The sequence below is a fragment of the Streptomyces sp. NPDC007025 genome (genome assembly GCF_042869455.1).
Lineage (GTDB): Bacteria > Actinomycetota > Actinomycetes > Streptomycetales > Streptomycetaceae > Streptomyces.
In genome coordinates, this window is sequence record NZ_JBIAFT010000006.1 from 1 (window position 1) to 22,395 (window position 22,395).

The 22,395-nt window shown below is 69.6% G+C and carries 19 protein-coding genes and 1 tRNA gene; 17 read left to right on the plus strand and 3 right to left on the minus strand.

The annotated features are described in order from the left end of the window. Positions 1 to 1,043: 1,043 nt before the first annotated feature. Positions 1,044 to 2,450, minus strand: coding sequence for an RNA-binding domain-containing protein (locus tag ACFYMO_RS13195; RefSeq protein ID WP_388546207.1), 1,407 nt, complete (start codon positions 2,448 to 2,450; stop codon positions 1,044 to 1,046). Positions 2,451 to 2,742: 292 nt separating this feature from the next. Continuing rightward, entirely contained in the window at positions 2,743 to 3,498 is a 756-nt protein-coding gene (locus ACFYMO_RS13200) for a GntR family transcriptional regulator (protein WP_388546210.1), read from the minus strand. Positions 3,499 to 3,669: 171 nt separating this feature from the next. On the opposite strand from ACFYMO_RS13200, the gene ACFYMO_RS13205 reads away from it, so the two are divergent. The 7 genes from ACFYMO_RS13205 to ACFYMO_RS13235 are packed head-to-tail and all read left to right on the plus strand — an operon-like array spanning position 3,670 to position 8,952. Further along, positions 3,670 to 4,047 (plus strand): hypothetical protein, encoded by a 378-nt coding sequence (locus tag ACFYMO_RS13205; RefSeq protein WP_388546213.1) that lies wholly within the window; start codon positions 3,670 to 3,672, stop codon positions 4,045 to 4,047. Next, entirely contained in the window at positions 4,044 to 5,429 is a 1,386-nt protein-coding gene (locus ACFYMO_RS13210) for an FtsK/SpoIIIE domain-containing protein (protein WP_388546216.1), read from the plus strand. Before ACFYMO_RS13205 ends, ACFYMO_RS13210 begins: the two co-directional genes overlap by 4 nt. Before the next feature lie 18 nt (positions 5,430 to 5,447). Continuing rightward, positions 5,448 to 5,639 carry a hypothetical protein gene (locus ACFYMO_RS13215; RefSeq protein WP_019354599.1) on the plus strand — a complete coding sequence of 64 codons (192 nt, stop codon included), beginning with the start codon at positions 5,448 to 5,450 and terminating at the stop codon, positions 5,637 to 5,639. Positions 5,640 to 5,656: 17 nt separating this feature from the next. After that, positions 5,657 to 6,013, plus strand: coding sequence for a hypothetical protein (locus ACFYMO_RS13220; RefSeq protein ID WP_245979574.1), 357 nt, complete (start codon positions 5,657 to 5,659; stop codon positions 6,011 to 6,013). Then, entirely contained in the window at positions 6,010 to 7,368 is a 1,359-nt protein-coding gene (locus ACFYMO_RS13225) for a replication initiator (RefSeq protein WP_388546221.1), read from the plus strand. Before ACFYMO_RS13220 ends, ACFYMO_RS13225 begins: the two co-directional genes overlap by 4 nt. Next, positions 7,358 to 7,549 carry an AlpA family transcriptional regulator gene (locus ACFYMO_RS13230; RefSeq protein WP_019354601.1) on the plus strand — a complete coding sequence of 64 codons (192 nt, stop codon included), beginning with the start codon at positions 7,358 to 7,360 and terminating at the stop codon, positions 7,547 to 7,549. Before ACFYMO_RS13225 ends, ACFYMO_RS13230 begins: the two co-directional genes overlap by 11 nt. Continuing rightward, on the plus strand, positions 7,546 to 8,952 hold the full coding sequence (locus ACFYMO_RS13235; RefSeq protein ID WP_388546224.1) for a tyrosine-type recombinase/integrase: 1,407 nt from the start codon (positions 7,546 to 7,548) through the stop codon (positions 8,950 to 8,952). The genes ACFYMO_RS13230 and ACFYMO_RS13235 overlap by 4 nt, the downstream gene beginning before the upstream one ends. A 221-nt stretch (positions 8,953 to 9,173) precedes the next feature. On the opposite strand, the gene ACFYMO_RS13240 is transcribed toward ACFYMO_RS13235, so the two are convergent. Next, positions 9,174 to 9,245, minus strand: a tRNA-Arg gene (locus tag ACFYMO_RS13240). Positions 9,246 to 9,395: 150 nt separating this feature from the next. Between ACFYMO_RS13240 and ACFYMO_RS13245 the strand changes: the two genes are divergently transcribed. The 10 genes from ACFYMO_RS13245 (at position 9,396) to prfA (ending at position 22,385) form a co-directional block, all read left to right on the plus strand. Beyond that, the gene (locus tag ACFYMO_RS13245; RefSeq protein ID WP_366772961.1) at positions 9,396 to 9,881 is read left to right on the plus strand and encodes a response regulator; all 486 of its coding nucleotides are present in this window, start codon (positions 9,396 to 9,398) and stop codon (positions 9,879 to 9,881) included. Between the two features lie 292 nt (positions 9,882 to 10,173). Next, a complete protein-coding gene (locus tag ACFYMO_RS13250) occupies positions 10,174 to 11,148 on the plus strand; it encodes a DALR anticodon-binding domain-containing protein (protein WP_388546227.1) in 975 nt (324 codons plus the stop codon). Between the two features lie 34 nt (positions 11,149 to 11,182). After that, positions 11,183 to 12,598 carry a diaminopimelate decarboxylase gene (lysA, locus tag ACFYMO_RS13255; protein WP_366772931.1) on the plus strand — a complete coding sequence of 472 codons (1,416 nt, stop codon included), beginning with the start codon at positions 11,183 to 11,185 and terminating at the stop codon, positions 12,596 to 12,598. Between the two features lie 149 nt (positions 12,599 to 12,747). Then, entirely contained in the window at positions 12,748 to 14,046 is a 1,299-nt protein-coding gene (locus ACFYMO_RS13260; protein ID WP_366772960.1) for a homoserine dehydrogenase, read from the plus strand. Positions 14,047 to 14,221: 175 nt separating this feature from the next. Next, entirely contained in the window at positions 14,222 to 15,325 is a 1,104-nt protein-coding gene (thrC, locus tag ACFYMO_RS13265; protein ID WP_366772959.1) for a threonine synthase, read from the plus strand. 425 nt (positions 15,326 to 15,750) lie between these two features. After that, positions 15,751 to 16,734, plus strand: coding sequence for a homoserine kinase (gene thrB / locus ACFYMO_RS13270; RefSeq protein WP_366772930.1), 984 nt, complete (start codon positions 15,751 to 15,753; stop codon positions 16,732 to 16,734). Between the two features lie 403 nt (positions 16,735 to 17,137). Next, positions 17,138 to 19,186 (plus strand): transcription termination factor Rho, encoded by a 2,049-nt coding sequence (gene rho, locus ACFYMO_RS13275; RefSeq protein ID WP_366772929.1) that lies wholly within the window; start codon positions 17,138 to 17,140, stop codon positions 19,184 to 19,186. Positions 19,187 to 19,597: 411 nt separating this feature from the next. Continuing rightward, complete coding sequence (locus tag ACFYMO_RS13280; protein ID WP_388546231.1) at positions 19,598 to 20,788, plus strand: LCP family protein; 1,191 nt, start codon at positions 19,598 to 19,600, stop codon at positions 20,786 to 20,788. A 162-nt stretch (positions 20,789 to 20,950) separates the two neighbouring features. Further along, positions 20,951 to 21,175: a 50S ribosomal protein L31 gene (gene rpmE, locus ACFYMO_RS13285; RefSeq protein WP_366772927.1), complete on the plus strand. Its 225-nt coding sequence runs from the start codon at positions 20,951 to 20,953 to the stop codon at positions 21,173 to 21,175. 139 nt (positions 21,176 to 21,314) lie between these two features. Beyond that, positions 21,315 to 22,385 (plus strand): peptide chain release factor 1, encoded by a 1,071-nt coding sequence (gene prfA, locus ACFYMO_RS13290; RefSeq protein WP_366772958.1) that lies wholly within the window; start codon positions 21,315 to 21,317, stop codon positions 22,383 to 22,385. The last annotated feature ends 10 nt before the right edge of the window (positions 22,386 to 22,395 follow it).

The following is a 22,395-nucleotide window of genomic DNA, read 5'->3' on the forward strand; positions in this document are numbered from 1 at the left end:
GTCAGCCCGCCTCCCTGTGGATACCGCATGCCATGGTCATACCGCAGGAAGCGACAGCCCGTCACCATACGACTCCACCAGTTCAACCTCAGTAACCTAACATCGGCGGTTCGTAGGAGTCTGCCGGAGCACGGTGGTTGTATCTCGGTGCGGCTCAGCTGACCGTTCAGACCGCCTCGGGGTGGCACTGGGCGCTGTACTCCGCTATCTCGGGGTCCGACATGCCCAGACTGATGCTGAGTGTCAGTCGGCAGTTTCCAGAAAAAGCCGGACACTTCTGGTGAATTGGAGAAGCGCATTACTAATTTCACTCATTCGCTCCTCGCGGTGTTCTCTATAGCAAGTTGCTGAGATATCACCCCTCTGGATGTCCACTAGAAAACTGCGCAGATTGCTTGCTGCACCCCAGACCAAGATGGACGCTTGAGACGCCTCATCGGGTCCTGCCATATCGATCAGCGTCTGAGCCTTGCTTAGCTCGTGGATGGCAATGTCACAGTCGCTTATGGCTCGCTGTATGACTGTGGACGTTGGAGTGGGGAGCGATTCGAGTTCGGTGAGCATAAAGCGCGTAGACAAGGGGTTGAGCGGTTCAACTGCCCCTAGTAGCGCGGTGTATGCCTCGCGCCTTTCGGTCCGGAGCGCGTTTCGATGCGCAACCTTACCCTGGTCACTCGCTTGCCTACGGGCAGCTAAATATGCCAATGCAGCTGCACCGACGGTGGCCAGCGCGCCAGCGCCTACGCCCAGCAAGGCCGTAACTTCTTGATTCATGTAGCCCCTCGGATGGCCCAGACGCCCCAGCTTTGGCGCGCTCGGCTGACGGCCGACACCTTCGATGGCCCCGCCTGGACCTCAGCCAACGACAGTCAGCCACGACGGCGGGTGCGCCAACCGAATACGCACGCGTATGCCTCGCTGCACCCCCACAGGCCTCAGCCACGCTGCCGTGCCGTCGACCAGAGCAACACGCTACGGCCGAGCCGGGACCGCTAGCCTGCGAAGGGTTGCTTTCGCTGCTGGGGCTTTCATAGCAGCAGAGGCTACTTTCTGCGCTTCCCTTTTTCCGTCAATCTCCAAGCATACTGTGATCGAATTCTGCCGGGAACGGGCTCGATCATGCCTGCGTTCTTCAGTTTGTAAAATACTTGCTTTACGCGGTTTTCCGAGGCGATTCCGGTGAGCGATCGCGCGATCTTGTTGGAGATCTCGGCATTGTTGCGCAGGTACTCAAGGATTAGCTCTTCGGGCCGCGCAAGCGGAGTGTGTGCGAGAACGACGACGAAAGCGTTGTCTTCAACAACGAACTGAGGCCCCTTCAGCTTTGCCGCCTTCATGGCACTCATCACCGTGTCGAGGCCCTCGCCGATGTCCTTATTGGGCGGATCGGGGTACTTATTCAACAACCGGACAATGCTGGGGTTGCGGGCGAATCGGTCGGTCAAGATGTTCTCGGTCGTCATGTGACCGGGGAGCCGACCAGGGCTCCTCACCTCGACCCTGTTGTCGAAGATTGAGATCAAAATGTCGTCGGAAACGTTGTAATCTCTATGGATTACGGCGTTAACGATGATCTCCTTGAGTGCTTCTGGTGGATACTTCACCGGAGACATTTGACCGTCTGTCCCCAAAATCGGGACAGCTTCGATGATCTCCGCCACGGCTTCGAGAGTGCGCTCGATCAGTACTCGCGCAGGTTCATCGATGGTTAGTGGCGTCCCCTTTAGGAACTTGCGGTCAGGGCCTTCGTTGCTCTCGTATCGAGCAATCTTCACCGAGCACCGCTTGGGCACAACGGCCGCCGGCTCCTCGGAGTAAAGAATTGCTGCGGATACTGTAGCCTTACCGTCCTTCTTGGCTACCAGCCTTTGGCGAGTCAAGAATTTTTCCGCAGAGGTCGCGGGGCTATAACTTGAAAGAAAGTAGGTCAGCTCACCTTCTTCTTTGATCTCGTCCAGGTCGTAGTATTCGAGGAGTTGATCTTCGTGCGACCTCGCACCCTTCGAAAGAGCAAGGTCTGCGATCCGATGGCCAGTCAGCTTGAGAGTCTGGGCGCCTCGCCTCTGATATACCTCACCCTTCGACGTCTTGTGGACATCTGCACTCTTCTGCACTGTGACGAGGCAGCAAACCCCGCGCTCCGGCGCTCCTTTAACCCAGAGATACTCCATGTCATATGGGATCGGAGGCTGTGTTTCATTCACCAGGCTCTGATGAATGAAGTTCGCGGATTCGATATTTTTGAAGCCTCGCCAGCGGTCGATCCCGTGCACTCGCTTTTCGTCCTCAATGCCGACGATGAACTCTCCACCCTCGGCGTTTGCAAGCGCCGTTGCGATCTCTTGAATTTTCTTGCCGTCAGATTCGACGCTCTTGAAGTCCCAGAAATGTGACTCCTGCCTCGCGATGATCTTCGTGGCCTCTGAAAGCGGGATGTGCCGCTCTTCCATCAGTTCCCCCGTAGAGCCGGTCGTCGTGCGCAAGGCGGGTCGTCATCGCGTAGCGGGGTGAGGATTCTAGCCGCAGCGGCGGGGATTGAGACAGACTCCGCAGTGTGGTCCACCTCGGCGCGGGCGAGGCTTGTTCTTATGTCGGTGGGCGATCACTGTGAGCGCGGCACGGGCGCCGGCCGGGCTGGAGCGGGGCGGAGACAGGAGCGCTGGCCCGGCCGGGGGCCGGGCCGCGCGCGGTGAGCGAAGCGAGCCGCCTTGAAGACGTGGAGAAAGTCTGAGCCACGTCCACTCAGAGGGGGTACGTCAGCTCCAAATCGTTGCCTGGCAGGTGCAGCTCCTCTAGGGCGAGCGGTTGGTCGCCAGAGTTCCGAGTGACTCGGAGGAGTTGGAGGAGCGGGACGCCATCCGGGAGGCGCAGGGCTTCCGCCTGGTCTGGCAGGGGCATACGGGTGCGGACATGCTCTGTGAAATGGAGTTCGTGGCCTAGGGCCGACAGGGCTTCGTACAGCTCGGGCGCCGGAGGCGGGGGCTCTTCTTCGAACTTGGTGCCGACCAGTACGGAGAACGGCACGTATGTGCGGTGGAGCTGGCGGAGGGGGCTGCCCTCGGCCGTTTGGAGCACGTCGTAGGTGAACAGCGGCTCGCCCGGGGGCACGCGGAGCAGGTCCGCCAGGGCGACCGGGGCGTCCGTGCGGGTGGCCGTGGTCTCTTCGGCGTTGGTCCAGCGGATGCCGTCGGCTTCGACGTACCGGCCGTCTGGCTCGTGGCGTACGCCGCGCGGGCGGGTGAGGCTGGGGCGGCTGTGAGGGGAGCGGACGAAGCCGCCGCGGCCGGCCATGACTTCGACCAGGCCGGAGGCTCGTAGCTCTGCGATGCCTTGCCGCACCGTCGGGCGCGTGACGCTGAACTGCTTCGCCAGGGTTTCCTCCGACGGCAACGGCTGGCCCGATGGGTAGGTGCCGTCCATGATGCCGGCACGCAAGTAGTCCGCGATCTGGCGGTACTTGGGCTGTTTCTGCTGCTCGTGCGGCTTCTGCTTCGGCATCGGGTCTCCGGTTCTCGGGCTCGTCGTCAGTGCGTACAGCGTCTCTCATCCCAACATGGTTGACAACCCGTACTACGGGTGGTCACTCTGGACTCTCCGCAACCCGTAGTACGGGTTGTCAAGCAATCCGGAGGAAGGGCCTTCGGGTGCGACAGACAAGGAGTTCAGACAGTGGTAGCTCTACCGATCGATACGGCGAAGTTCACGGGGATCATCTGCGCCGTAGCCCCTACGCCACGCATCGCCAACCGGGAGACGGGACAGGTCCGGGTCGACCGGGACACCGGCCAGACCGTGTACCAGGTGGGCCTCTGCCTCATGTCCGGGAGGTCGGCCGACGTCGTCACGGTGAACGTGCCGGGGGAGCCGTCGGGCGTTCAGAACGGGGTGCCCGTTCAGGTCCGGGACCTGGTGGCCACGCCGTGGGAGAACGAGGGGCGGCACGGCGTCTCGTTCCGCGCCACCGAGATCAAGCCCCTGACGGCTCCGGCGGCCTCGTCCGCGCCCGGCTCGTCAGCGACGGCGTCCGGGAAGGGGGCCGGACAGTGATCGCCCTGGCCTCCGCGAATTCTGCGGGGTCCGCCTCGTCGAGCTGGGTGCTCGTGGTGGCCGCAGTGCTGGTGTCGGGTCTGCTTCTGGCGGGCCCGGCCCTGCGCCGGCGCTATCCGGTGGCCTGGTGGGTGTGCCTCGGGTTTCCGGTGGTGTGCATACGGGTCGTGCGGACCTGGCGGCCGTTGATGGCCGGTTGCGGGCTGGCGGTGAGCCGTAAGGCGGCGCTGATGGTCGTCTCCGGGCTTGTCGGCAACGGTTCCGCTCCGCCACAACCTCGGGTGCCTCACCGCGGACTCATACGGCCGACTCGGGGCGGCTTCTGGTTCCTCGTCCGGCTGCTGCCGGGGCAGGTGCCGGAGGACTTCGTCAAGGCGGCTCCTGCCATGGCGCACGACTGGGAAGTGCACGCGGTCCGCGTGACGACCTGGAAGCCCGGTCTCGTTCGGGTGGTGGCCTCGGCCAGTGATCCGCTCAAGGCGCCACAGATGCCCAAGCAGCGGGGTGCGGGGCGACTGCTGCGCGTTGCCGTCGGGGTGCTGGAGACCGGTGCTCAGTGGGTCATCGACCTGCGGCAGGTACCGCACTGGCTCATCGTGGGCGCCACCCGTTCCGGCAAGTCGACGCTGATCAATGCCCTCGTCGCGGGCCTCGCTCGGCAACCCGTCGCGCTGGTCGGTATCGACTGCAAGGGCGGAATGGAACTCTCGCTCTACGGTCCTCGGCTGTCCGCGCTGGCGACCAACCGGGCACAGGCGGCCCAGCTCCTGGGCGCGCTCGTCGACCTGACCTTGGACCGAATGACCGTCTGCCGCGCTGCCAGGGTCCGGAACGTCTGGGGGTTGCCGGAGGACGAACGGCCCGTGCCGATCGTCGTGATCGTGGACGAGTTGGCGGAGCTGTTCCTGGTCGCCAGCCGCACTGAGAAGGAAGAAGCACAGGCGGCGAGTACGGCTCTCATCCGGCTGGCTCAACTCGGTGCGGCGCTGGGCGTGTTCCTCGTCGTCGCCGGGCAGCGGGTCGGCTCGGATCTCGGGCCGGGCGTTACGGCGCTCCGCGCCCAGCTCGCCGGCCGCGTCTGCCACCGGGTGGCCGATCCCGGAACGGCGGAAATGGCGCTCGGTGATCTCAACCCCGATGCGCTGCACGCTGCGCAGTCGATCACACCCGAACAAGCCGGTACGGCGGTCCTCGCCTCGGCCGATGGCTGGGACCGTGCCCGGTCCCACCTGGTCTCGGAAGGGGAGGCGGAGCGCGTAGCTGCCGAGTATGCGCACCTCACTCCCTACGTGCCGGAGCTGGTCACAGCAGGGGGCGGAACCTCGGCGGACGACGTTCCCAGCGTGCGGCTCGAACGACTCGACGGCGAAGAGAACGAGTGAGAGAGGGGGTGGATTCCCGTGATCGTTTCCGTATCCGCCGTGGTGCTGCTCGGCCTCCTGATCTGGTTCCTGCTGCGCATCCGGTACTTCCGGTGGGCCGAGGTGCTGATCTGTTCGACCTTCGGTTTTCTCCTGGCCGAGACCGGCGCCGGGCCTGTCGTTCAGGGGGTCCTGGACGGCCTCGGCGGACTCCTCAGCCAACTGAGCTGAAGGGAGGAGTCGCCCAAATGATCTCCATGAAAAACGGTTCCCGACGGGGCGCGAAGTCGCCAAACCCGACCCCGTCAGGAACCCACTCCATCCGCTACGTCAGCAGTGAAAGGAGCAGTCTCACTTTGTCCACTGCGCATCGATCGCGCAAACCGTCGCGCCGCCCCTGGTGCGACCTGAAGGACGACGCTCACCTGAAGTGCCAAGGCTCCGAACAGGTGGTCCTGGCCGACCGCGAGGGCGCTGAGCGGCGCGTCTGCCCGGCGCACGCAGCCTCGCTCTGGCTGACGGACCCGAGTCTGCGCTTCTCCGCGAAGACTCCGCCGGAAGCCATCGCCGCAGTGATGCGGCAAGCGTTCGGGGGTGGCCGATGACGGAGGCCAATGAAGCAGTCGCGGCGCTCATCGAGCGCGCCGGGCGGTCGGACTTCGACGGCTGGCGGCGGAGTGTCCTCCGCCTCGGCGGCTGCACCAACCCTGTTCACCTAGTCGGCTCCGCCGCGTACGTGGACGTTGCCACGGGGGCGGCGCTCCACTCGTACACCTCGGAAGCGCTCGGCGGTCGGCTCCTGGTCGCGTGCGGCAACCGCCGGGCGACGGTCTGTCCGACTTGCGCTCAGCTCTACCGGGCGGACACGTACCAGCTCATCCGGGCCGGACTGGTCGGCGGTAAGGCAGTCGCGGAGACGGTGAGTGGGCACCCTCGGGTGTTCGCCACCCTCACCGCTCCGGGCTTCGGTCCCGTGCACTCGCGGCGGGAGCGGGGCGGCCGAGTGCTGGCCTGCCGTCCGCGGAAGGCGGGGGAGTGCTGTCCGCATGGCGCTCCTGTGGGGTGCCATACCCGTCATGCGGCAGACGATCCGCGACTCGGTGAGCCGCTTTGTCCGCGCTGCTACGACTACGCCGGCGCCGTGCTCTGGCAGGCGCAATCCGGCGAGCTATGGCACCGCTTCACGCTGGAGCTGCGGCGGGTGCTGGCTCGGCGTGCGGGGCTGTCCCGTTCGACGCTGGCGGACGCGGTACGGCTCTCGTACGCGAAGGTGGCGGAGTACCAGCGGCGGGGCCTCGTGCACTTCCATGCCGTCGTCCGTCTCGACGGTCCTGACGGGCCGGGGGAGACGCCTCCTCGCTGGGCAACGTCGGGTCTCCTGGCGGACGCCGTGCGGGAAGCGGTCGGCCGGGTGCGGGTGGTCGCGTACGGGGCAGACGTGGTCGGCTCGCGCGTCCTGCGCTTCGGCCGGCAGTTGGACATCCGTGCCGTTCCGGCGGCCGAGTCGGCGGACGGCCTGTCCTCGTCGGCAGTCGCGGGCTACATCGCCAAGTACGCCACCAAGGGGGCCGAGTCCGCCGGGGCCGTCGACGGGCGTATCCGGCACGGCAAGGACCTGGCCACGCTGCCCGTGCGGGATCACGTGCTCCGCATGATCGGCACCTGCTGGTGGCTCGGCGCGCTGCCCTCCTTCGAGGAACTGAGGCTGCGGCGCTGGGCACACATGCTCGGCTACCGGGGCCACTTCTCGACCAAGTCCCGCCACTACTCCACCACCCTCGGCGCCCTGCGCTCGGCCCGCGCGGAGCACCGTGCGCGCGAACAGCGGTCGGCGCTGGGCCTGGACGACCGGGACGCGGTCCTCGTCGGCCAGTGGCGGTACGCGGGGCGGGGCTACAGCCCGGAGGCCGCCCTGCTCGCGGCCTCGGTCCGGGAAGGCGGTGACGGACATGGCGGCTGATGAGCTGATGACCGTTCCGCAAGTTCTGGCCGAGCTGGGCGGTGTCTCCCGGCGCACCTTCTACCGCTGGCGTGAGGTGGGGCGCGGCCCTGCGTCGCTCAAGCTGCCGAACGGTGAGATCCGCGTCTGGCGCAGCGAATTCACCGCATGGCTCCGGCGTCGAGAGGAGGAGGTCGTATGAAATCGCAAGACGTGCGGGTCTGGGAGATCCGGCGGAACAAGTCGAGCAAGCGGCCCTCCTACGAGGTGCGGTGGAAGGTGGCCGGGAAGCCGTTCTCGAAGACGTTCCGCACCAAGGCGCTGGCCGACAGCTTCCGGGCCGGCCTCGTCAAGGCGTCTCGGGCAGGGGAAGGGTTCGACACGGAGACCGGCCTGCCGGACTCGTTGGTCGAAGCGGCTCCTTCCCTCACCTGGTACGAGTTCGCACTGAAGTACCTCGCGATGAAGTGGCCGCACGCAGCGCCCAACTCGCGCGACAGCATGAACGAGACGCTGACGCTGGTGAGTACGGTCCTCGTGAGCAAGAAGCCCGGTCGGCCTTCGGACGCCGTGCTGCGCAAGGCGCTGCGAGGTTGGGCGTTCGTGCACGGGTCGTACGAGGACAAGGAAGAACCACCGGCCAAGGTGAGCAACGCGCTCGCCTGGGTAGCCAAGGCATCGCTGCCGCTTGCCGATCTGAAGAATCCGGCTGTGATGCGCAGCGTTCTCAACGCGCTCACGCTGAAGCTGGACGGCACTCCGGCCGCCCCGGAGACGGTACGGCGCAAGCGTGCCGTCCTGTCCAACGTCCTCCGGTACGCGGTCGAGGTCGGAGGGCTGAGCGAGAATCCCGTGGCGTCCGTGCAGTGGAAGCCACCGAAGCTCGCCAAAGAGGTGGACCGCCGGGTCGTGATCAATCCCGTTCAGGCTCGTGAGCTGCTGACCGCGCTGTCGTACGTGGGCCTCTACAAGCGGGCGCGGGGGCGTCGGATGGTCGCGCTCTTCGCCTGCATGTACTACGGCGGGCTGCGGCCGGCGGAAGCGGTCGGCCTCCGTCTCCAGGACTGCGAACTGCCGGAGAGGGGATGGGGGCGGTTCATCCTGCACAAGACGCGTCCCACGGTGGGGAAGCGGTGGACCGGAACCGGCAAGGTCCATGATCACCGTGGGCTCAAGAACCGTTCGGAGGACGAAGTCCGGCCCGTGCCGGTGCCGCCGCAACTCGTGCGCATCGTCCGCAAGCACCTGGCGGAGTTCGGTACGGCCGAAGACGGCCGACTGTTCTTCAACGAGCGGGGCGGCGTCATCGGCTCGTCCTCGTACTCCCGTACGTGGGAGGAAGCGCGCGCCTTGGCCCTCACCCCGGAACAGGTCGCTTCACCGCTCGCCGGTACGCCGTACGACCTGCGGCACGCTGCCCTGTCCTCCTGGCTGAACGCGGGAGTCGATCCGGCTGAGGTGGCGGAGCGCGCGGGCAACAGCGTGGACGTGCTGCTGACCCGCTACGCGAAGTGCCTCGATGGTCGGCAGCACGTAGCCAACCAACGGATCGACGCCCTCTGGGACGACGGTTCCGACACCGAAGACGCGAGCGAGACCGACTGAGAACCGAGAGCCGAACGGCTACCGTCAGGCCCCTGGGAGTCGTCCCGGGGGCCTTCTCATTCGTCAGCCCTGACCTGCGGAAACGGGGCCGAATCCATCCCGCGGATACGCCGCGACCACCGACAAACAGCGGCTCGCAGCCGCATCCGGCTGCACAACGACAAACGCCCCGCAACCAGCATCAAACCTGGTCACAGGGCGTTTCGGCACTTCGTTCAAAGTACCCCCGGCAGGATTCGAACCTGCGCACACGGCTCCGGAGGCCGTTGCTCTATCCCCTGAGCTACGGGGGCGTGGCCGTCTGGGCGGCGACAGGTAGAACACTACCAGGTCACTGGGGGTGGGGCGGAACGCGTTGTGCGGGTAGGTGGGAGCAGGGGCGGAAATGGGCAAATCCCGGACGCGGGTGGAGGGGCGCGCCTACGCTTCTGGGTGTGCCAGGTATGTCCGGCCGGGTGCTTGTTGTGGACGACAGCAGCGTCATCCGGCAGTTGATCAGGGTCAACCTCGAGCTGGAGGGCTTCGAGGTGGTGACCGCAGTCGACGGTGCCGAGTGCTTGGACGTGGTGCATCGCGTGCGGCCTGACGTCGTGACGCTCGATGCGGTGATGCCGCGTCTGGACGGGGTCCGTACTGCGGAGCGGCTGCGGGCCGATCCGCGTACGAGGCACCTGCCGCTCGCGCTGGTGAGCGCGTGCACCGAGTTGGAGAGCGGGGGTGTGGTCGGTGGTGAGAGAGGCGTGGACGCGTTCCTCGGGAAGCCTTTCGAGCCCGCGGATCTCGTGCAGCTGGTGCACCGGCTGACGTTCGGGAGACCGGGAGCGGCGGGGGCGGAGGGCGGCGGTTCTGGGAGAGTGTCGGATGGAGCTTCCGATGCCTTCGGTGGCGCCGACGAGGTCTCCGGAGTCTCCGAGACTGTCGAGCCCTGAGCCCTGAGAGTCCTGAACGTGCGGTGGGGCCTCGTGCCTGCCGGTCCCGGGTTCCAGCGTGGCGCCGGGGTTCGGCGCGGATACGGGGATGCTCTGCGGGCCCGTGCCGAGGCGTTGCGTCTCCGTCTCCCATGCTCCACGGTCCCGCGCACCGCCCTGCACTCCGTTTCGGATGCCGTGTGTCGCCGGGGCGGCGCAGTGCGTGAGCGCGGCGTCGGCGGGCGCCGTGCAGATGTCCCAGCTGCCGAAACCGGTTCGCGCGGACCCACCCCACCTCCCATACGCTTGCTCTGTGACACCCGCCCAGCTCTCCCGCACCATCCGGCAGGCGCTGCCTCATGTGCTGCCCGACGGTCCCGATGGTGAGGTCGTCGCTCCCTTCGCGGGTGACGGGTCCTCGGGCGATGTGGCGACTGCGTTCAGCGGCCTACGTGTCGTGGTGGAGTCCCCGCCCCGGCGGGGCGCCGGTGACTACGCGACCGGGGTCGCCTTCCAGGCCGCGGCAGCGTGCGGGCGTCCCGCGCGGGAGATCGCGCAGCGGCTGTGCGCGCGTCTTGAGGGGGATGTGGGCGGGGTCGGCGGCGCCGAGGTCGTCGGCGGCGGGTTCGTGAACGTCACACTGACGAACGACGCCCGGGTCGCGCTGCTGCGTACGTTGGCGGAGGACGGGCCGGCCGAGACCGCAGTCCTGACCGGGACCGCCCCGATCTGGCCCGCAGAACCGATCGTCGGGCCCGCGGACCCCATACGGCCCGCAGACCCGACCCGGCCCGCGGACCGGCGGACACCGTCCGCTCCCGAGGCACCCCCCACTGCACCGACCGACGTCCCCGCCCGTGACATTCCGCGCTGGGCCGCGGCCACTGGTGAGGATCCGGCGGTGCTCGCCGTGCGTACCGAGCGTGCGAGTTCGCTCTTCCGGGTGCAGTACGCGCACGCCCGGGTCTGTTCGCTGCTGCGCAACGGGCGCCGGCTCGGGCTGTGCCCGGAGGCCGGGAGTGCGGTGCCGCTCGGTGCCGCGGGTGCCCGGCTGCTGGCGCTGCTCGCGGACCGGGCGCGGGTCACGGCGGCCGGGCCGCTGGCGCGGCATCTGGACGCCGTCTCCCAGGCGTTCGCCGCCTTCCACGACGTGTGTCCGCCGCTGCCCCGCGGTGAGGAGAAACCCGGGGCCGCGCACCGCGGCCGGCTGGCCCTCGCCGAGGCCACCGGAGCGGTGCTGGCAGGCGGCCTGTCCCAGCTCGGCGTCAGCGCCCCCGCGCATCTGTAGACATTTCGCAATCCAGGGACACAGGGACACGATCATGAGCCGTTCCGCACACCCGGCAGGGCCCCGGCACGCCGACGTTCTTCCCGAGGGCCACTACACGGCGCCTCCGGCCGATCTCAATTCGCTCGACCCGCGCGTGTGGGCGCAGACCGTGGAGCGCACGCCGGAGGGGGCCGTCGCGGTGGGCGGCCTGGACGTGCGCCGTCTCGCCGAGGAGTTCGGCACCCCTGCGTATGTGATGGACGAGACCGACTTCCGGGCGCGCTGCCGCGCCTGGCGGGACGCCTTCGGGCCCGGTGCCGACGTCTACTACGCGGGGAAGGCGTTCCTCTCCCGGGCCGTCGTGCGCTGGCTGCACGAGGAGGGCCTGAACCTGGACGTGTGCTCGGGCGGCGAGCTGGCGACCGCGCTGGACGCGGGGATGCCCGCCGAGCGCGTCGCGCTGCACGGCAACAACAAGTCCGACGAGGAGATCGAGCGGGCTGTCGAGGCGGGTGTGGGGCGGATCGTGCTGGACTCGTTCCAGGAGATCGCCCGGGTCGCGCACACCGCGGCGCGGCTGGGGCGGCGGCAGCCGGTGCAGATCCGGGTCACGGTCGGTGTCGAGGCGCACACGCACGAGTTCATCGCCACCGCGCACGAGGACCAGAAGTTCGGGCTGGCGCTCGCCGGGGGCGGCTCGTCCGAGGCGGGGGAGGGGCCGGCCGCCGAGGCGGTGCGGCGGGTCCTGATGCTGGACAGCCTGGAGCTGACCGGGATCCACTCGCACATCGGCTCGCAGATCTTCGACATGGCCGGATTCGAGGTCTCGGCCCGCCGCGTGGTGGGGCTGCTGACCCGGATCCGGGACGAGCACGGGGTCGAGCTGCCGGAGATCGACCTGGGCGGCGGGCTGGGGATCGCCTACACGCCCGAGGACGATCCGCGTGAGCCGCACGAGATCGCCAAGGCGCTGGGGGACATCGTCACGCGGGAGTGCGAGGCGGCGGGGCTGGCGGTGCCGCGGCTGTCGGTGGAGCCGGGGCGGGCCATCGCCGGGCCGACGGCGTTCACGCTGTACGAGGTCGGCACGCTCAAGGAGCTGGAGGGGCTGCGGACGTATGTGAGCGTGGACGGCGGGATGTCGGACAACATCCGTACGGCGCTCTACGACGCCGAGTACAGCGTGGCGCTGGTCTCCCGGGCGTCGGCGGCGGAGCCGATGCTCAGCCGGGTGGTGGGCAAGCACTGCGAGAGCGGTGACATCGTCGTACGGGACGCTTTCCTGCCCGCGGACCTGGCGCCGGGCGATCTGCTGGCCGTGCCGGCGACCGGCGCGTACTGCCGTTCGATGGCGAGCAACTACAACCATGCGCTGCGGCCGCCGGTCGTCGCGGTGCGGGACGGGCAGGCGCGGACGATCGTGCGGCGGGAGACGGAGGAGGATCTCCTGCGACTCGATGTCGGTTAGCGAGATATACGTCCCACATACTGGAACAGGCGTGGAATCTCCGTATCGGTACGTGAGACTTGACGGGACGAAGACGCCGCGTGCGGCAGGCCGGAAGGCGGTCCGCACGAGAAGAAGTCGAGAATGAGCCGAGAAGAAGAGGTCAGATGATGCGTACGCGTCCGCTGAAGGTGGCGCTGCTGGGCTGTGGGGTCGTCGGCTCAGAGGTGGCACGCATCATGACGACGCACGCGGAGGACCTCGCGCAGCGCATCGGCGCCCCGGTGGAACTGGCCGGGGTCGCCGTGCGCCGCCCCGACCGGGTCCGTGCGGGCATCGACCCGGCGCTGGTGACCACCGACGCGGCGGCGCTCGCCGCGCGCGCGGACATCGACGTGGTGGTCGAGGTCATCGGCGGCCTGGAGCCGGCCCGGACCCTGATCACCTCGGCTTTCGAGCACGGCGCCAGCGTCGTGACCGCGAACAAGGCACTGCTGGCCGAGGACGGCTCCACCCTCCATGAGTCCGCCGACAAGTACGGCGTCGACCTCTTCTACGAGGCGGCCGTCGCCGCCGCCATCCCGCTGGTGCGCCCGCTGCGCGAGTCCCTGGCGGGCGACAAGGTCAACCGCGTGCTGGGCATCGTCAACGGCACCACCAACTTCATCCTCGACCGGATGGAGTCCACCGGCGCCGGCTACAGCGAGGCGCTGGACGAGGCCACCGCGCTCGGCTACGCGGAGGCCGATCCCACCGCCGACGTGGAGGGCTTCGACGCGGCCGCCAAGGCCGCCATCCTGGCCGGTATCGCCTTCCACACCCGGGTACGGCTGGACGACGTGCACCGCGAGGGCCTGGCCGAGGTCACGGCGGCCGACATCGCCTCCGCGAAACGGATGGGCTGCACCGTCAAGCTCCTGGCCATCTGCGAGCGGGCCGCGGACGGCCGCTCGGTGACCGCACGGGTGCACCCCGCGATGCTGCCGCTCAGCCATCCGCTGGCCTCGGTACGGGAGGCGTACAACGCCGTCTTCGTCGAGGCCGAGGCGGCGGGGCAGCTGATGTTCTACGGCCCGGGGGCGGGCGGCTCGCCCACCGCCTCCGCCGTGCTCGGCGATCTGGTCGCCGCCTGCCGCAACAAGCTCAGCGGCGGCCGTGGCCCCGGCGAGTCGGCCTACGCGCAGCTGCCCGTCTCGCCCATGGGCGAGGTGGTCACCCGCTACCACATCAGCCTGGACGTCGCCGACAAGCCGGGTGTGCTGGCGCAGGTGGCGATGGTCTTCGCCGAGCACGGGGTCTCCATCGACACCGTGCGGCAGAAGGGCAAGGAGGGCCCGCACGACGGCGCCTGGCTCGTCGTGGTCACCCACCGTGCCCAGGACGCGGCGCTCGGCGCGACGGTCGAGGCGCTCCGCGGCCTCGACACGGTGCGCGGGGTGGCCAGCATCATGCGGGTCGAGGGGGAGTGAGCGTGCCGGGCGCCGTCCGCGGGAACGCGGGGGGCGGCGGACCCGGGAAGGCGCGAAGGTGCGGCCGCGGCCTGCGGCACGCGGCGCGAGCAGCCCGGCGCGGTGGGCAGCGTCGGACAATGGTCAGTAAGGGAGCCGAGGAACAGTGACCGTCATGGAGCCTGCGATGTCACAGATGCGGGAGGCCGGCGACGCCGGTGCTCCAGCCGCGCCCGCCGCGGGGCGCCCGCAGTGGCGCGGCATCATCGAGGAGTACCGGGACCGGCTGCCGGTGGCCCCGGGGACCGCGCCCGTCACTCTCCGTGAGGGCGGCACGCCGCTGGTGCCGGCCCAGAAGCTCTCCGAGCTGACCGGCTGCGACGTCCACCTCAAGGTGGAGGGCGCCAATCCCACCGGTTCCTTCAAGGACCGCGGGATGACGATGGCCATCACCCGCGCCAAGGAGGAGGGGGCTCAGGCCGTCATCTGTGCCTCCACCGGGAACACCTCCGCTTCGGCGGCGGCCTACGCCGTGCGGGCCGGGATGGTCTGCGCCGTGCTGGTGCCGCAGGGCAAGATCGCGCTGGGCAAGATGGGTCAGGCCCTGGTGCACGGCGCGAAGATCCTCCAGGTCGACGGCAACTTCGACGACTGCCTGGAGCTGGCCCGCGGACTGTCGGACAAGTATCCGGTGGCGCTGGTCAACTCCGTCAACCCGGTGCGGATCGAGGGGCAGAAGACCGCGGCGTTCGAGATCGTGGACATGCTCGGCGACGCGCCCGACATCCACGTCCTCCCGGTGGGCAACGCGGGTAACATCACGGCCTACTGGAAGGGCTACCGCGAGTACCAGCAGGACGGTCCGGCCACCCGCACCCCGCGGATGTGGGGGTACCAGGCGTCGGGTGCGGCTCCGATCGTGCGGGGCGAGGCCGTCAAGGAGCCGAGCACCATCGCCACCGCCATCCGGATCGGCAACCCGGCGTCCTGGACTCTGGCCGAGCAGGCGCGCGACGAGTCGGGCGGATTCATCGACGCGGTGACCGACCGTCAGATCCTACGTGCCTACCGGCTGTTGGCCGCACAGGAAGGTGTCTTCGTGGAACCGGCCTCGGCCGCCTCGGTGGCGGGCCTGCTGCAGGCCGCCGAGCAGGGCAGGGTCGATCCCGGGCAGCGGATCGTCTGCACCGTCACCGGCAACGGGCTCAAGGACCCGGACTGGGCCGTGGCGGGCGCGCCGCAGCCGATCGTGGTCCCCGTCGACGCGGACGCCGCCGCCGAGCGCCTCGGCCTGGTCTGACCCGGTGGCGGCTCCGGCGCGGCCCGCCGGGCCGGCGGTCCGCCGCGCCGGACTTCCGGACCGGGGTTCCGGACCGGATCCGCTCAGCGGGTTTCCCCGGGGTGGGCGCCGGGGCAGACCCCTGGTGCGGGTCTCGACCGAACCGCCCACCCCGACCGGCCCACCCGGGCCGGCCCCCCTCCGGGGCGGGAAGGTTCGGCGCGCGGTACGGACGCGTACCGCGCGGAAGCACGGGGAGGCTTACGACACGCATCGTGCGCCTCCCGTGCGCCCTATGTCGCCAGTGAACCCACCTTCGATAGGCTGAGTTTCACCCCGACTCCCGTACGTCCCCGCCACGGGTGTGCCCGGAGCCGTGACCGGTCCGGCCCAGCCGCGGTCGAGGGGATGCTCCGCACACCCAAACCAAGGAGAGTCATCGAGAGATGGCCGGTCCCGCGTTCCGCGCCGCCGCCGTCCGAGTGCGTGTCCCCGCCACCAGCGCCAACCTCGGCCCCGGCTTCGACGCATTCGGTCTCGCCCTGGGGATCTATGACGACGTGGTGGTCCGCGTCGCCGACTCCGGTCTGCACATCGACATCGCGGGCGAGGGCGCCGAAGCCCTGCCCCGGGACGAGGAGCACCTGCTCGTCCGCTCCCTGCGCACCGCCTTCGACCTGCTGGGCGGGCAGCCGCGCGGCCTGGAGGTGGTGTGCGCCAACCGCATCCCGCACGGCCGCGGCCTGGGCTCCTCCTCCGCCGCCATCTGCGCCGGGGTGATGGCGGCCCGCGCCGTGACCACCGGCGGCGAGGCCCGGCTGGACGACACGGCGCTGCTGGAACTCGCCACCGAGATCGAGGGCCACCCCGACAACGTCGCCGCCTGCCTGCTCGGCGGCTTCACCCTGGCCTGGACGGACGGCGGCGCGGCCCGCGCGCTGCGGATGGCGCCCGCCGCCTCCCTCGTCCCGGTGGTCTTCGTCCCCGCGCAGCCCCTGCTCACGCAGACCGCCCGGGGGCTGCTGCCGCGCACCGTGCCGCATGTCGACGCGGCGTTCAACGCGGGCCGCGCGGCGCTGCTGGTGGAGGCCATGACGCGCCGCCCGGAGCTGCTGCTGGCCGCCACCGAGGATCGGCTGCACCAGGAGTACCGGGCCCCGGCGATGACGGAGAGCGCGGATCTGGTCGGCCGGCTGCGCGGTGAGGGCGTTCCCGCCGTGATCTCGGGAGCGGGCCCGACGGTGCTGGCGCTGGCCTCGGACGAGGGCGAGGCCGACAAGGTGTCCCGGCTGGCGGGCGAGGGCTGGACGGCGAACCGGCTGGCTCTCGACCTGGACGGAGCAAGCGTCCTGCCGCTCTCCGCAGGCGCCCGGAGCGGTGCCGACGAGGCCGGGGACGCGCCGGGAGGCACGGACAGCGGGTCCCGGTGACAGCGGGTTGCGGATCTTCGAGAGGGGGAATGTTTGTTGGATCCGGTAGTGTTAACCTCAAGTCTGCACGTGCAGTCTCGTGGGCTTCGCACAGGTATGTGTGATGGCCCGAAGAGTGCGGTGCTTGCGTGTTCCCCTGGTAGCTCCAGTAGGGACCACCTCTTCTTCCAGGAGCCTCCCACACTGCTCGGGCCGTTGCCGGGCAGCGGCGAACACGCTCCGGAGCCGACGTGAAGGACATCCATGTCGAGGCTTCACGCCGAACCCACGTACTGATCTGCCCGCCGTACATCCAGGCGGGACCACCGCCCCGGCCAGGTCCGCACAGACCGGACCGCAGCCGGACAGCACAACCGGTCGCCGAGCCAGACTGGCCGACGTCCGCTCCAGGGAAGGACCCTTCGTGAGCGACACCACCGATCTGATGGGCGTGAACGCCGATACCGCCGCCGACGGTGCCGCGGCGCCCGCCACGGACGCATCCGCCACGCCTGCCTCCGGTGCCGCACCCAGGCGACGGCGCTCCGGCACGGGGCTGGAGGGCATGGTTCTGGCCGAGCTCCAGCAGGTCGCCTCCGGCCTCGGTATCAAGGGCACCGCGCGGATGCGCAAGAGCCAACTGATCGAGGTCATCAAGGAGCGCCAGGCAGGCGGAAGTTCGGACTCCGCGCCCGCGGCCTCGGACAAGGGCGGCAAGACCGCCGAGAGCAAGCAGGCCAAGCCCGCCAAGAGCGCCGACGCCGGCGCTGAGGCCACGTCCGGCGGCGAGGCCGCCGAGGAGGCCAAGCCCAAGCGTCGCGCCACCTCCCGGGCCCGCACCGGCGAGGCCGAGGCCGCGCAGCAGGACGGGCAGGGCCAGATCGACATCCCCGGCCAGACCGAGGGCGACGCCAAGGCGGCCCAGGAGGGCGGCGGCCGCGGCCGCCGCGCCAAGGGCGAGACCGAGGGCGCCGAGAGCCGCACGGACGGCCGGTCCGGCGGCGAGGGCAAGCAGGACGGCAAGGACAACCGGGACGGCCGGCCCGAGCGCTCCGAGAAGGACGGCAAGGGCGGCTCCTCCGGCGAGGGCAAGCAGCAGGACCGCCCCTCCAAGCGGGAGCGCCAGCGCGACCGCGACCGCAACCGCAACAAGAACGACGGCGGTGGCGGTGGCGGCCAGCAGAACCAGGGCGGTGGCGGCGGTGGCGGCGGCCGCCGCGACGACAGCTTCGACGACGACGGCGGCGGCCGCCGCGGCCGGCGCGGCCGCTACCGGGACCGGAGGGGCCGCCGCGGCGGCCGCGAGGACTTCGAGCCGCAGATCGCCGAGGACGACGTCCTGATCCCCGTCGCGGGCATCCTCGACATCCTCGACAACTACGCGTTCGTCCGCACCTCGGGCTACCTGCCCGGGCCGAACGACGTGTACGTCTCGCTGGCCCAGGTCCGCAAGAACGGCCTGCGCAAGGGCGACCACGTCACCGGCGCGGTGCGCCAGCCGCGGGAGGGCGAGCGGCGCGAGAAGTTCAACGCGCTGGTCCGCCTGGACTCGGTCAACGGCATGACGCCCGACGACGGCAAGGGCCGCTCCGAGTTCAACAAGCTCACCCCGCTCTACCCGCAGGAGCGGCTGCGGCTGGAGACGGAGCCCAACCAGCTCACTCCCCGGATCATCGACCTGGTCTCGCCGGTCGGCAAGGGCCAGCGCGGACTGATCGTGGCCCCGCCCAAGGCGGGCAAGACGATGGTGCTGCAGTCGATCGCCAACTCGATCACCCGGAACAACCCCGAGTGCCACCTGATGGTCGTCCTGGTCGACGAGCGTCCGGAAGAGGTCACCGACATGCAGCGGTCGGTCAAGGGCGAGGTCATCTCCTCGACCTTCGACCGCCCGGCCGAGGACCACACCACCATCGCCGAACTCGCCATCGAGCGGGCCAAGCGGCTGGTGGAGCTGGGACACGACGTGGTGATCCTGCTGGACAACATCACCCGGCTCGCCCGTGCCTACAACCTCGCCGCGCCCGCCTCGGGCCGCATCCTCTCCGGCGGTGTGGACTCCACGGCGCTGTACCCGCCGAAGAAGTTCTTCGGTGCGGCGCGCAACATCGAGGACGGCGGCTCCCTGACGATCCTCGCCGCGGCGCTGGTGGAGACCGGCTCCCGGATGGAGGAGGTCATCTTCGAGGAGTTCAAGGGCACCGGCAACATGGAGCTCAAGCTCGACCGCAAGCTCGCCGAGAAGCGGATCTTCCCCGCGGTGGACGTGGACGCGTCCAGCACCCGCAAGGAGGAGATCCTCATGGCGAACGAGGAGCTCCAGATCGTCTGGAAGCTGCGGCGTGTGCTGCACGCCCTGGACCAGCAGCAGGCCATCGAGCTGCTGCTGGACAAGATGAAGCAGACGAAGTCCAACGCGGAGTTCCTGCTCCAGATCCAGAAGAACACCCCGACCCCCGGCGGCCAGGACTGACGCCACCCGGCAGCCGGCCGAAGGCGTCCGGAGCGGCCCGGACCCCGGTCCATGTCCGCTCCGTCGCCCGGACGGGTCAGAGCGAGGGCCGCCCCACCACGCACGGTGGGGCGGCCCTCGCCGTGCGTCCGGGCCGCTGAGAGCTTGCCCACAGCCCCTCCCGGCCGGTGTCCGCCCGCGGCTCGGCAGGCGCGAGCGCGTCGTCGCAGGTAAAACGGGAGCAGTGCCGCGTTGCGGCCCGGTCCGTACGCCGCAGTGCCGACCCGCGCTCCTGCCGAGCGCGGCGACGCGTTGTGCAACCCTTCCGGCGAGACAGCGCGTCCCCCGCGGGGACGACATCTCGACCGGAGAGACCGCACGGCGTCCGCACAGGACACACGGCGCCACGAGGCAGGACTGAGGGAAGTGACCATGGCGGGCGACAGCTACGAGGGCGACACGGCGGCAGCGCGCCGCTCCGGGGGCATACGTGCCACCGGCCGTCGCCGCAGGCCGCTCAGCGGAAGCCGGCGTGCCGTGCGGGTCGCGGCCTGGACGGTGGCGGGCGCGCTGGTGCTCGGCGGGGGAAGCCTGGGGTTCGTCTACTTCAAGCTCGACGGCAACATATCCGGCGTCGACATCAACGCGGCCCTGGGCGCCGACCGGCCGGAGGACACCCCGGACGGCTCCATGGACATACTGGTGCTCGGCTCGGACAGCCGCGCCGGGGCGAACGCGAAGTACGGCAAGAACGAGGGCGGCGCCCGCTCGGACACGGCGATGGTGCTGCACATCAACGAGAAGCACGACAAGGCCAGCGTCGTCTCCATACCCCGGGACACCGTGGTGCAGCGGCCCAGTTGCAAGGGCGACGGGTCCGAGAAGGGCAGGACCGTCCCGGCCCAGCGGGCCATGTTCAACTCCGCGTACAGGGTCGGCGGCCCCGCCTGCGCCGTCAAGACCGTCGAATCCCTCTCCGGCGTCCGGATGGACCACTACCTCGAGGTCGACTTCGCCGGCTTCCAGAAGCTGATCGACACCCTCGGCGGCGTCGAGATGACCACCCACAAGACGATCGACGACAAGGACAGCCACCTCAAGCTCAAGGCGGGCACCCACCGCCTCGACGGCGAGCAGTCCCTCGGTCTGGTCCGCACCCGGCACGGGGTGGGCGACGGCAGCGACCTGGGCCGCATCCAGCTCCAGCAGGCGTTCCTCAAGGCACTGATCGACCAGGTCAACAGCGTCGGCCTGTTCAGCAGCCCCAAGAAGCTCTACGACCTGGCGGACACCGCGACCTCCGCGGTCACCACCGACTCGGAGCTGGACTCGGTCGGCAAGCTGACCGGCATGGCGAAGACGCTCAAGGGCATCAAGTCCGACGACATCCGGATGACCACGCTGCCGGTCGCCTACGACCCTGGGGACCCGAACCGGGTGGTGCAGATCCGCGCCAAGACCGCGAAGGTCTGGTCGGCGCTCCGGCACGACGAGCCGGTGCCGAAGTCCGCCACCAAGGGCTCGGCGGGCGACCGGACCGACATCGGCGGAGTGGTGGACGACGGCCGCGCCAGTGCCTCCGCGACCCCGCAGGCGGGCACCGGGCGGCAGTCCGAGGGCTGACCCGCGCCGCGGCGTCCGCCCCAGGGGCGGTGCCGGGAATACCGGGCCCGTCCACCCGGTTTTGGGGGGTGCGGTCAGCAGTGGCAAACTGGATCGTCGGCCCCGGTTCACGGGAAACAACCCGTCTCCCGACCCGGTGCCCTCCCGAACCTAGGAGTGACCTTGAAGCGCGACATCCACCCCGAGTACCGCGAGACCCAGGTGAGCTGCACCTGCGGCAACTCCTTCACCACGCGCACGACCATGTCGGAAGGCGTGATCCGCGCGGACATCTGCTCGGCCTGCCACCCCTTCTACACCGGCAAGCAGAAGATCCTCGACACCGGTGGCCGCGTGGCCCGCTTCGAGGCCCGCTTCGGCAAGAGCGCCGGCAGCGCCAAGAAGTAGCGACACCGCAGCGCCGGTCCGCGGCTGCCCCTGCCGGGCAGCGCGGCCCGGCGCTCTTTTGGTGCTCAGCGCCCCAGGCGCCCGCCCGCTGCCCGCTGCGCGGCGGTGCGCCCCCACTCATCAGCAAGGGATGGCCACGATGTTCGAGGCGGTCGAGGAACTCGTCGGCGAGCACGCCGACCTGGAGCGGCGACTCGCCGATCCGGCGATCCACGCCGACCAGGCGGGTGCCCGCCGGCTCAACAAGCGCTACGCCGAACTCACCCCCATCGTCACCGCCTACAGCGAGTGGAAGCGGACCGGGGACGACATCGGCACGGCGCGGGAACTGGCCGCGGAGGACCCGGACTTCGCCGACGAGATCAAGGAGCTGGAGCGGCGCCGCGAGGAGCTCACGGAGCGGCTGCGGCTGCTGCTGGTCCCGCGCGACCCCAGCGACGACAAGGACGTCATCCTGGAGATCAAGGCGGGTGAGGGCGGCGACGAGTCCGCGCTGTTCGCCGGCGACCTGCTGCGGATGTATCTGCGCTACGCCGAGCGGCTCGGCTGGAAGACCGAACTGATCGAGTCCAACGAGTCCGACCTCGGCGGCTACAAGGACGTCCAGGTCGCCGTGAAGACCAAGGGCTCGGCGGAGCCGGGCCAGGGCGTGTGGGCGCGGCTGAAGTACGAGGGCGGGGTGCACCGCGTGCAGCGGGTGCCCGCCACCGAGTCCCAGGGCCGCATCCACACCTCGGCGGCCGGCGTCCTGGTGCTGCCGGAGGCGGAGGACGTGGACGTGGAGATCAGCCCGAACGACCTGCGCATCGACGTCTACCGGTCCTCCGGGCCGGGCGGGCAGTCTGTGAACACCACCGACTCGGCCGTGCGCATCACCCACGAGCCGACCGGCATCGTCGTCTCCTGCCAGAACGAGAAGAGCCAGCTCCAGAACAAGGAGCAGGCCCTGCGCATCCTCCGCGCGCGGCTGCTGGCCGCGGCGCAGGAGGAGGCCGAGAAGGAGGCCTCCGACGCCCGCCGCAGCCAGGTCCGCACGGTCGACAGGTCCGAGCGGGTGCGCACTTACAACTTCCCGGAGAACCGCATCTCCGACCACCGCGTCGGGTTCAAGGCGTACAACCTGGACCAGGTGCTGGACGGCGAACTCGACCCGGTCATCCAGGCGTGCGTGGACGCGGACTCCGCGGCCAAGCTGGCCGCTGCTCAATGACGCCCGGGAG

Coding starts and splice junctions, on each gene's coding strand:
- ACFYMO_RS13195 (WP_388546207.1), bottom strand. CDS start 2,450: ATGGAAGAGCGGCACATCCCGCTTTCAGAGGCCACGAAGATCATCGCG.
- ACFYMO_RS13200 (WP_388546210.1), bottom strand. CDS start 3,498: ATGCCGAAGCAGAAGCCGCACGAGCAGCAGAAACAGCCCAAGTACCGC.
- ACFYMO_RS13220 (WP_245979574.1), top strand. CDS start 5,657: ATGATCTCCATGAAAAACGGTTCCCGACGGGGCGCGAAGTCGCCAAAC.
- ACFYMO_RS13225 (WP_388546221.1), top strand. CDS start 6,010: ATGACGGAGGCCAATGAAGCAGTCGCGGCGCTCATCGAGCGCGCCGGG.
- ACFYMO_RS13230 (WP_019354601.1), top strand. CDS start 7,358: ATGGCGGCTGATGAGCTGATGACCGTTCCGCAAGTTCTGGCCGAGCTG.
- ACFYMO_RS13235 (WP_388546224.1), top strand. CDS start 7,546: ATGAAATCGCAAGACGTGCGGGTCTGGGAGATCCGGCGGAACAAGTCG.
- ACFYMO_RS13245 (WP_366772961.1), top strand. CDS start 9,396: ATGTCCGGCCGGGTGCTTGTTGTGGACGACAGCAGCGTCATCCGGCAG.
- lysA (WP_366772931.1), top strand. CDS start 11,183: ATGAGCCGTTCCGCACACCCGGCAGGGCCCCGGCACGCCGACGTTCTT.
- ACFYMO_RS13260 (WP_366772960.1), top strand. CDS start 12,748: ATGCGTACGCGTCCGCTGAAGGTGGCGCTGCTGGGCTGTGGGGTCGTC.
- thrC (WP_366772959.1), top strand. CDS start 14,222: ATGCGGGAGGCCGGCGACGCCGGTGCTCCAGCCGCGCCCGCCGCGGGG.
- thrB (WP_366772930.1), top strand. CDS start 15,751: ATGGCCGGTCCCGCGTTCCGCGCCGCCGCCGTCCGAGTGCGTGTCCCC.
- ACFYMO_RS13280 (WP_388546231.1), top strand. CDS start 19,598: ATGGCGGGCGACAGCTACGAGGGCGACACGGCGGCAGCGCGCCGCTCC.
- prfA (WP_366772958.1), top strand. CDS start 21,315: ATGTTCGAGGCGGTCGAGGAACTCGTCGGCGAGCACGCCGACCTGGAG.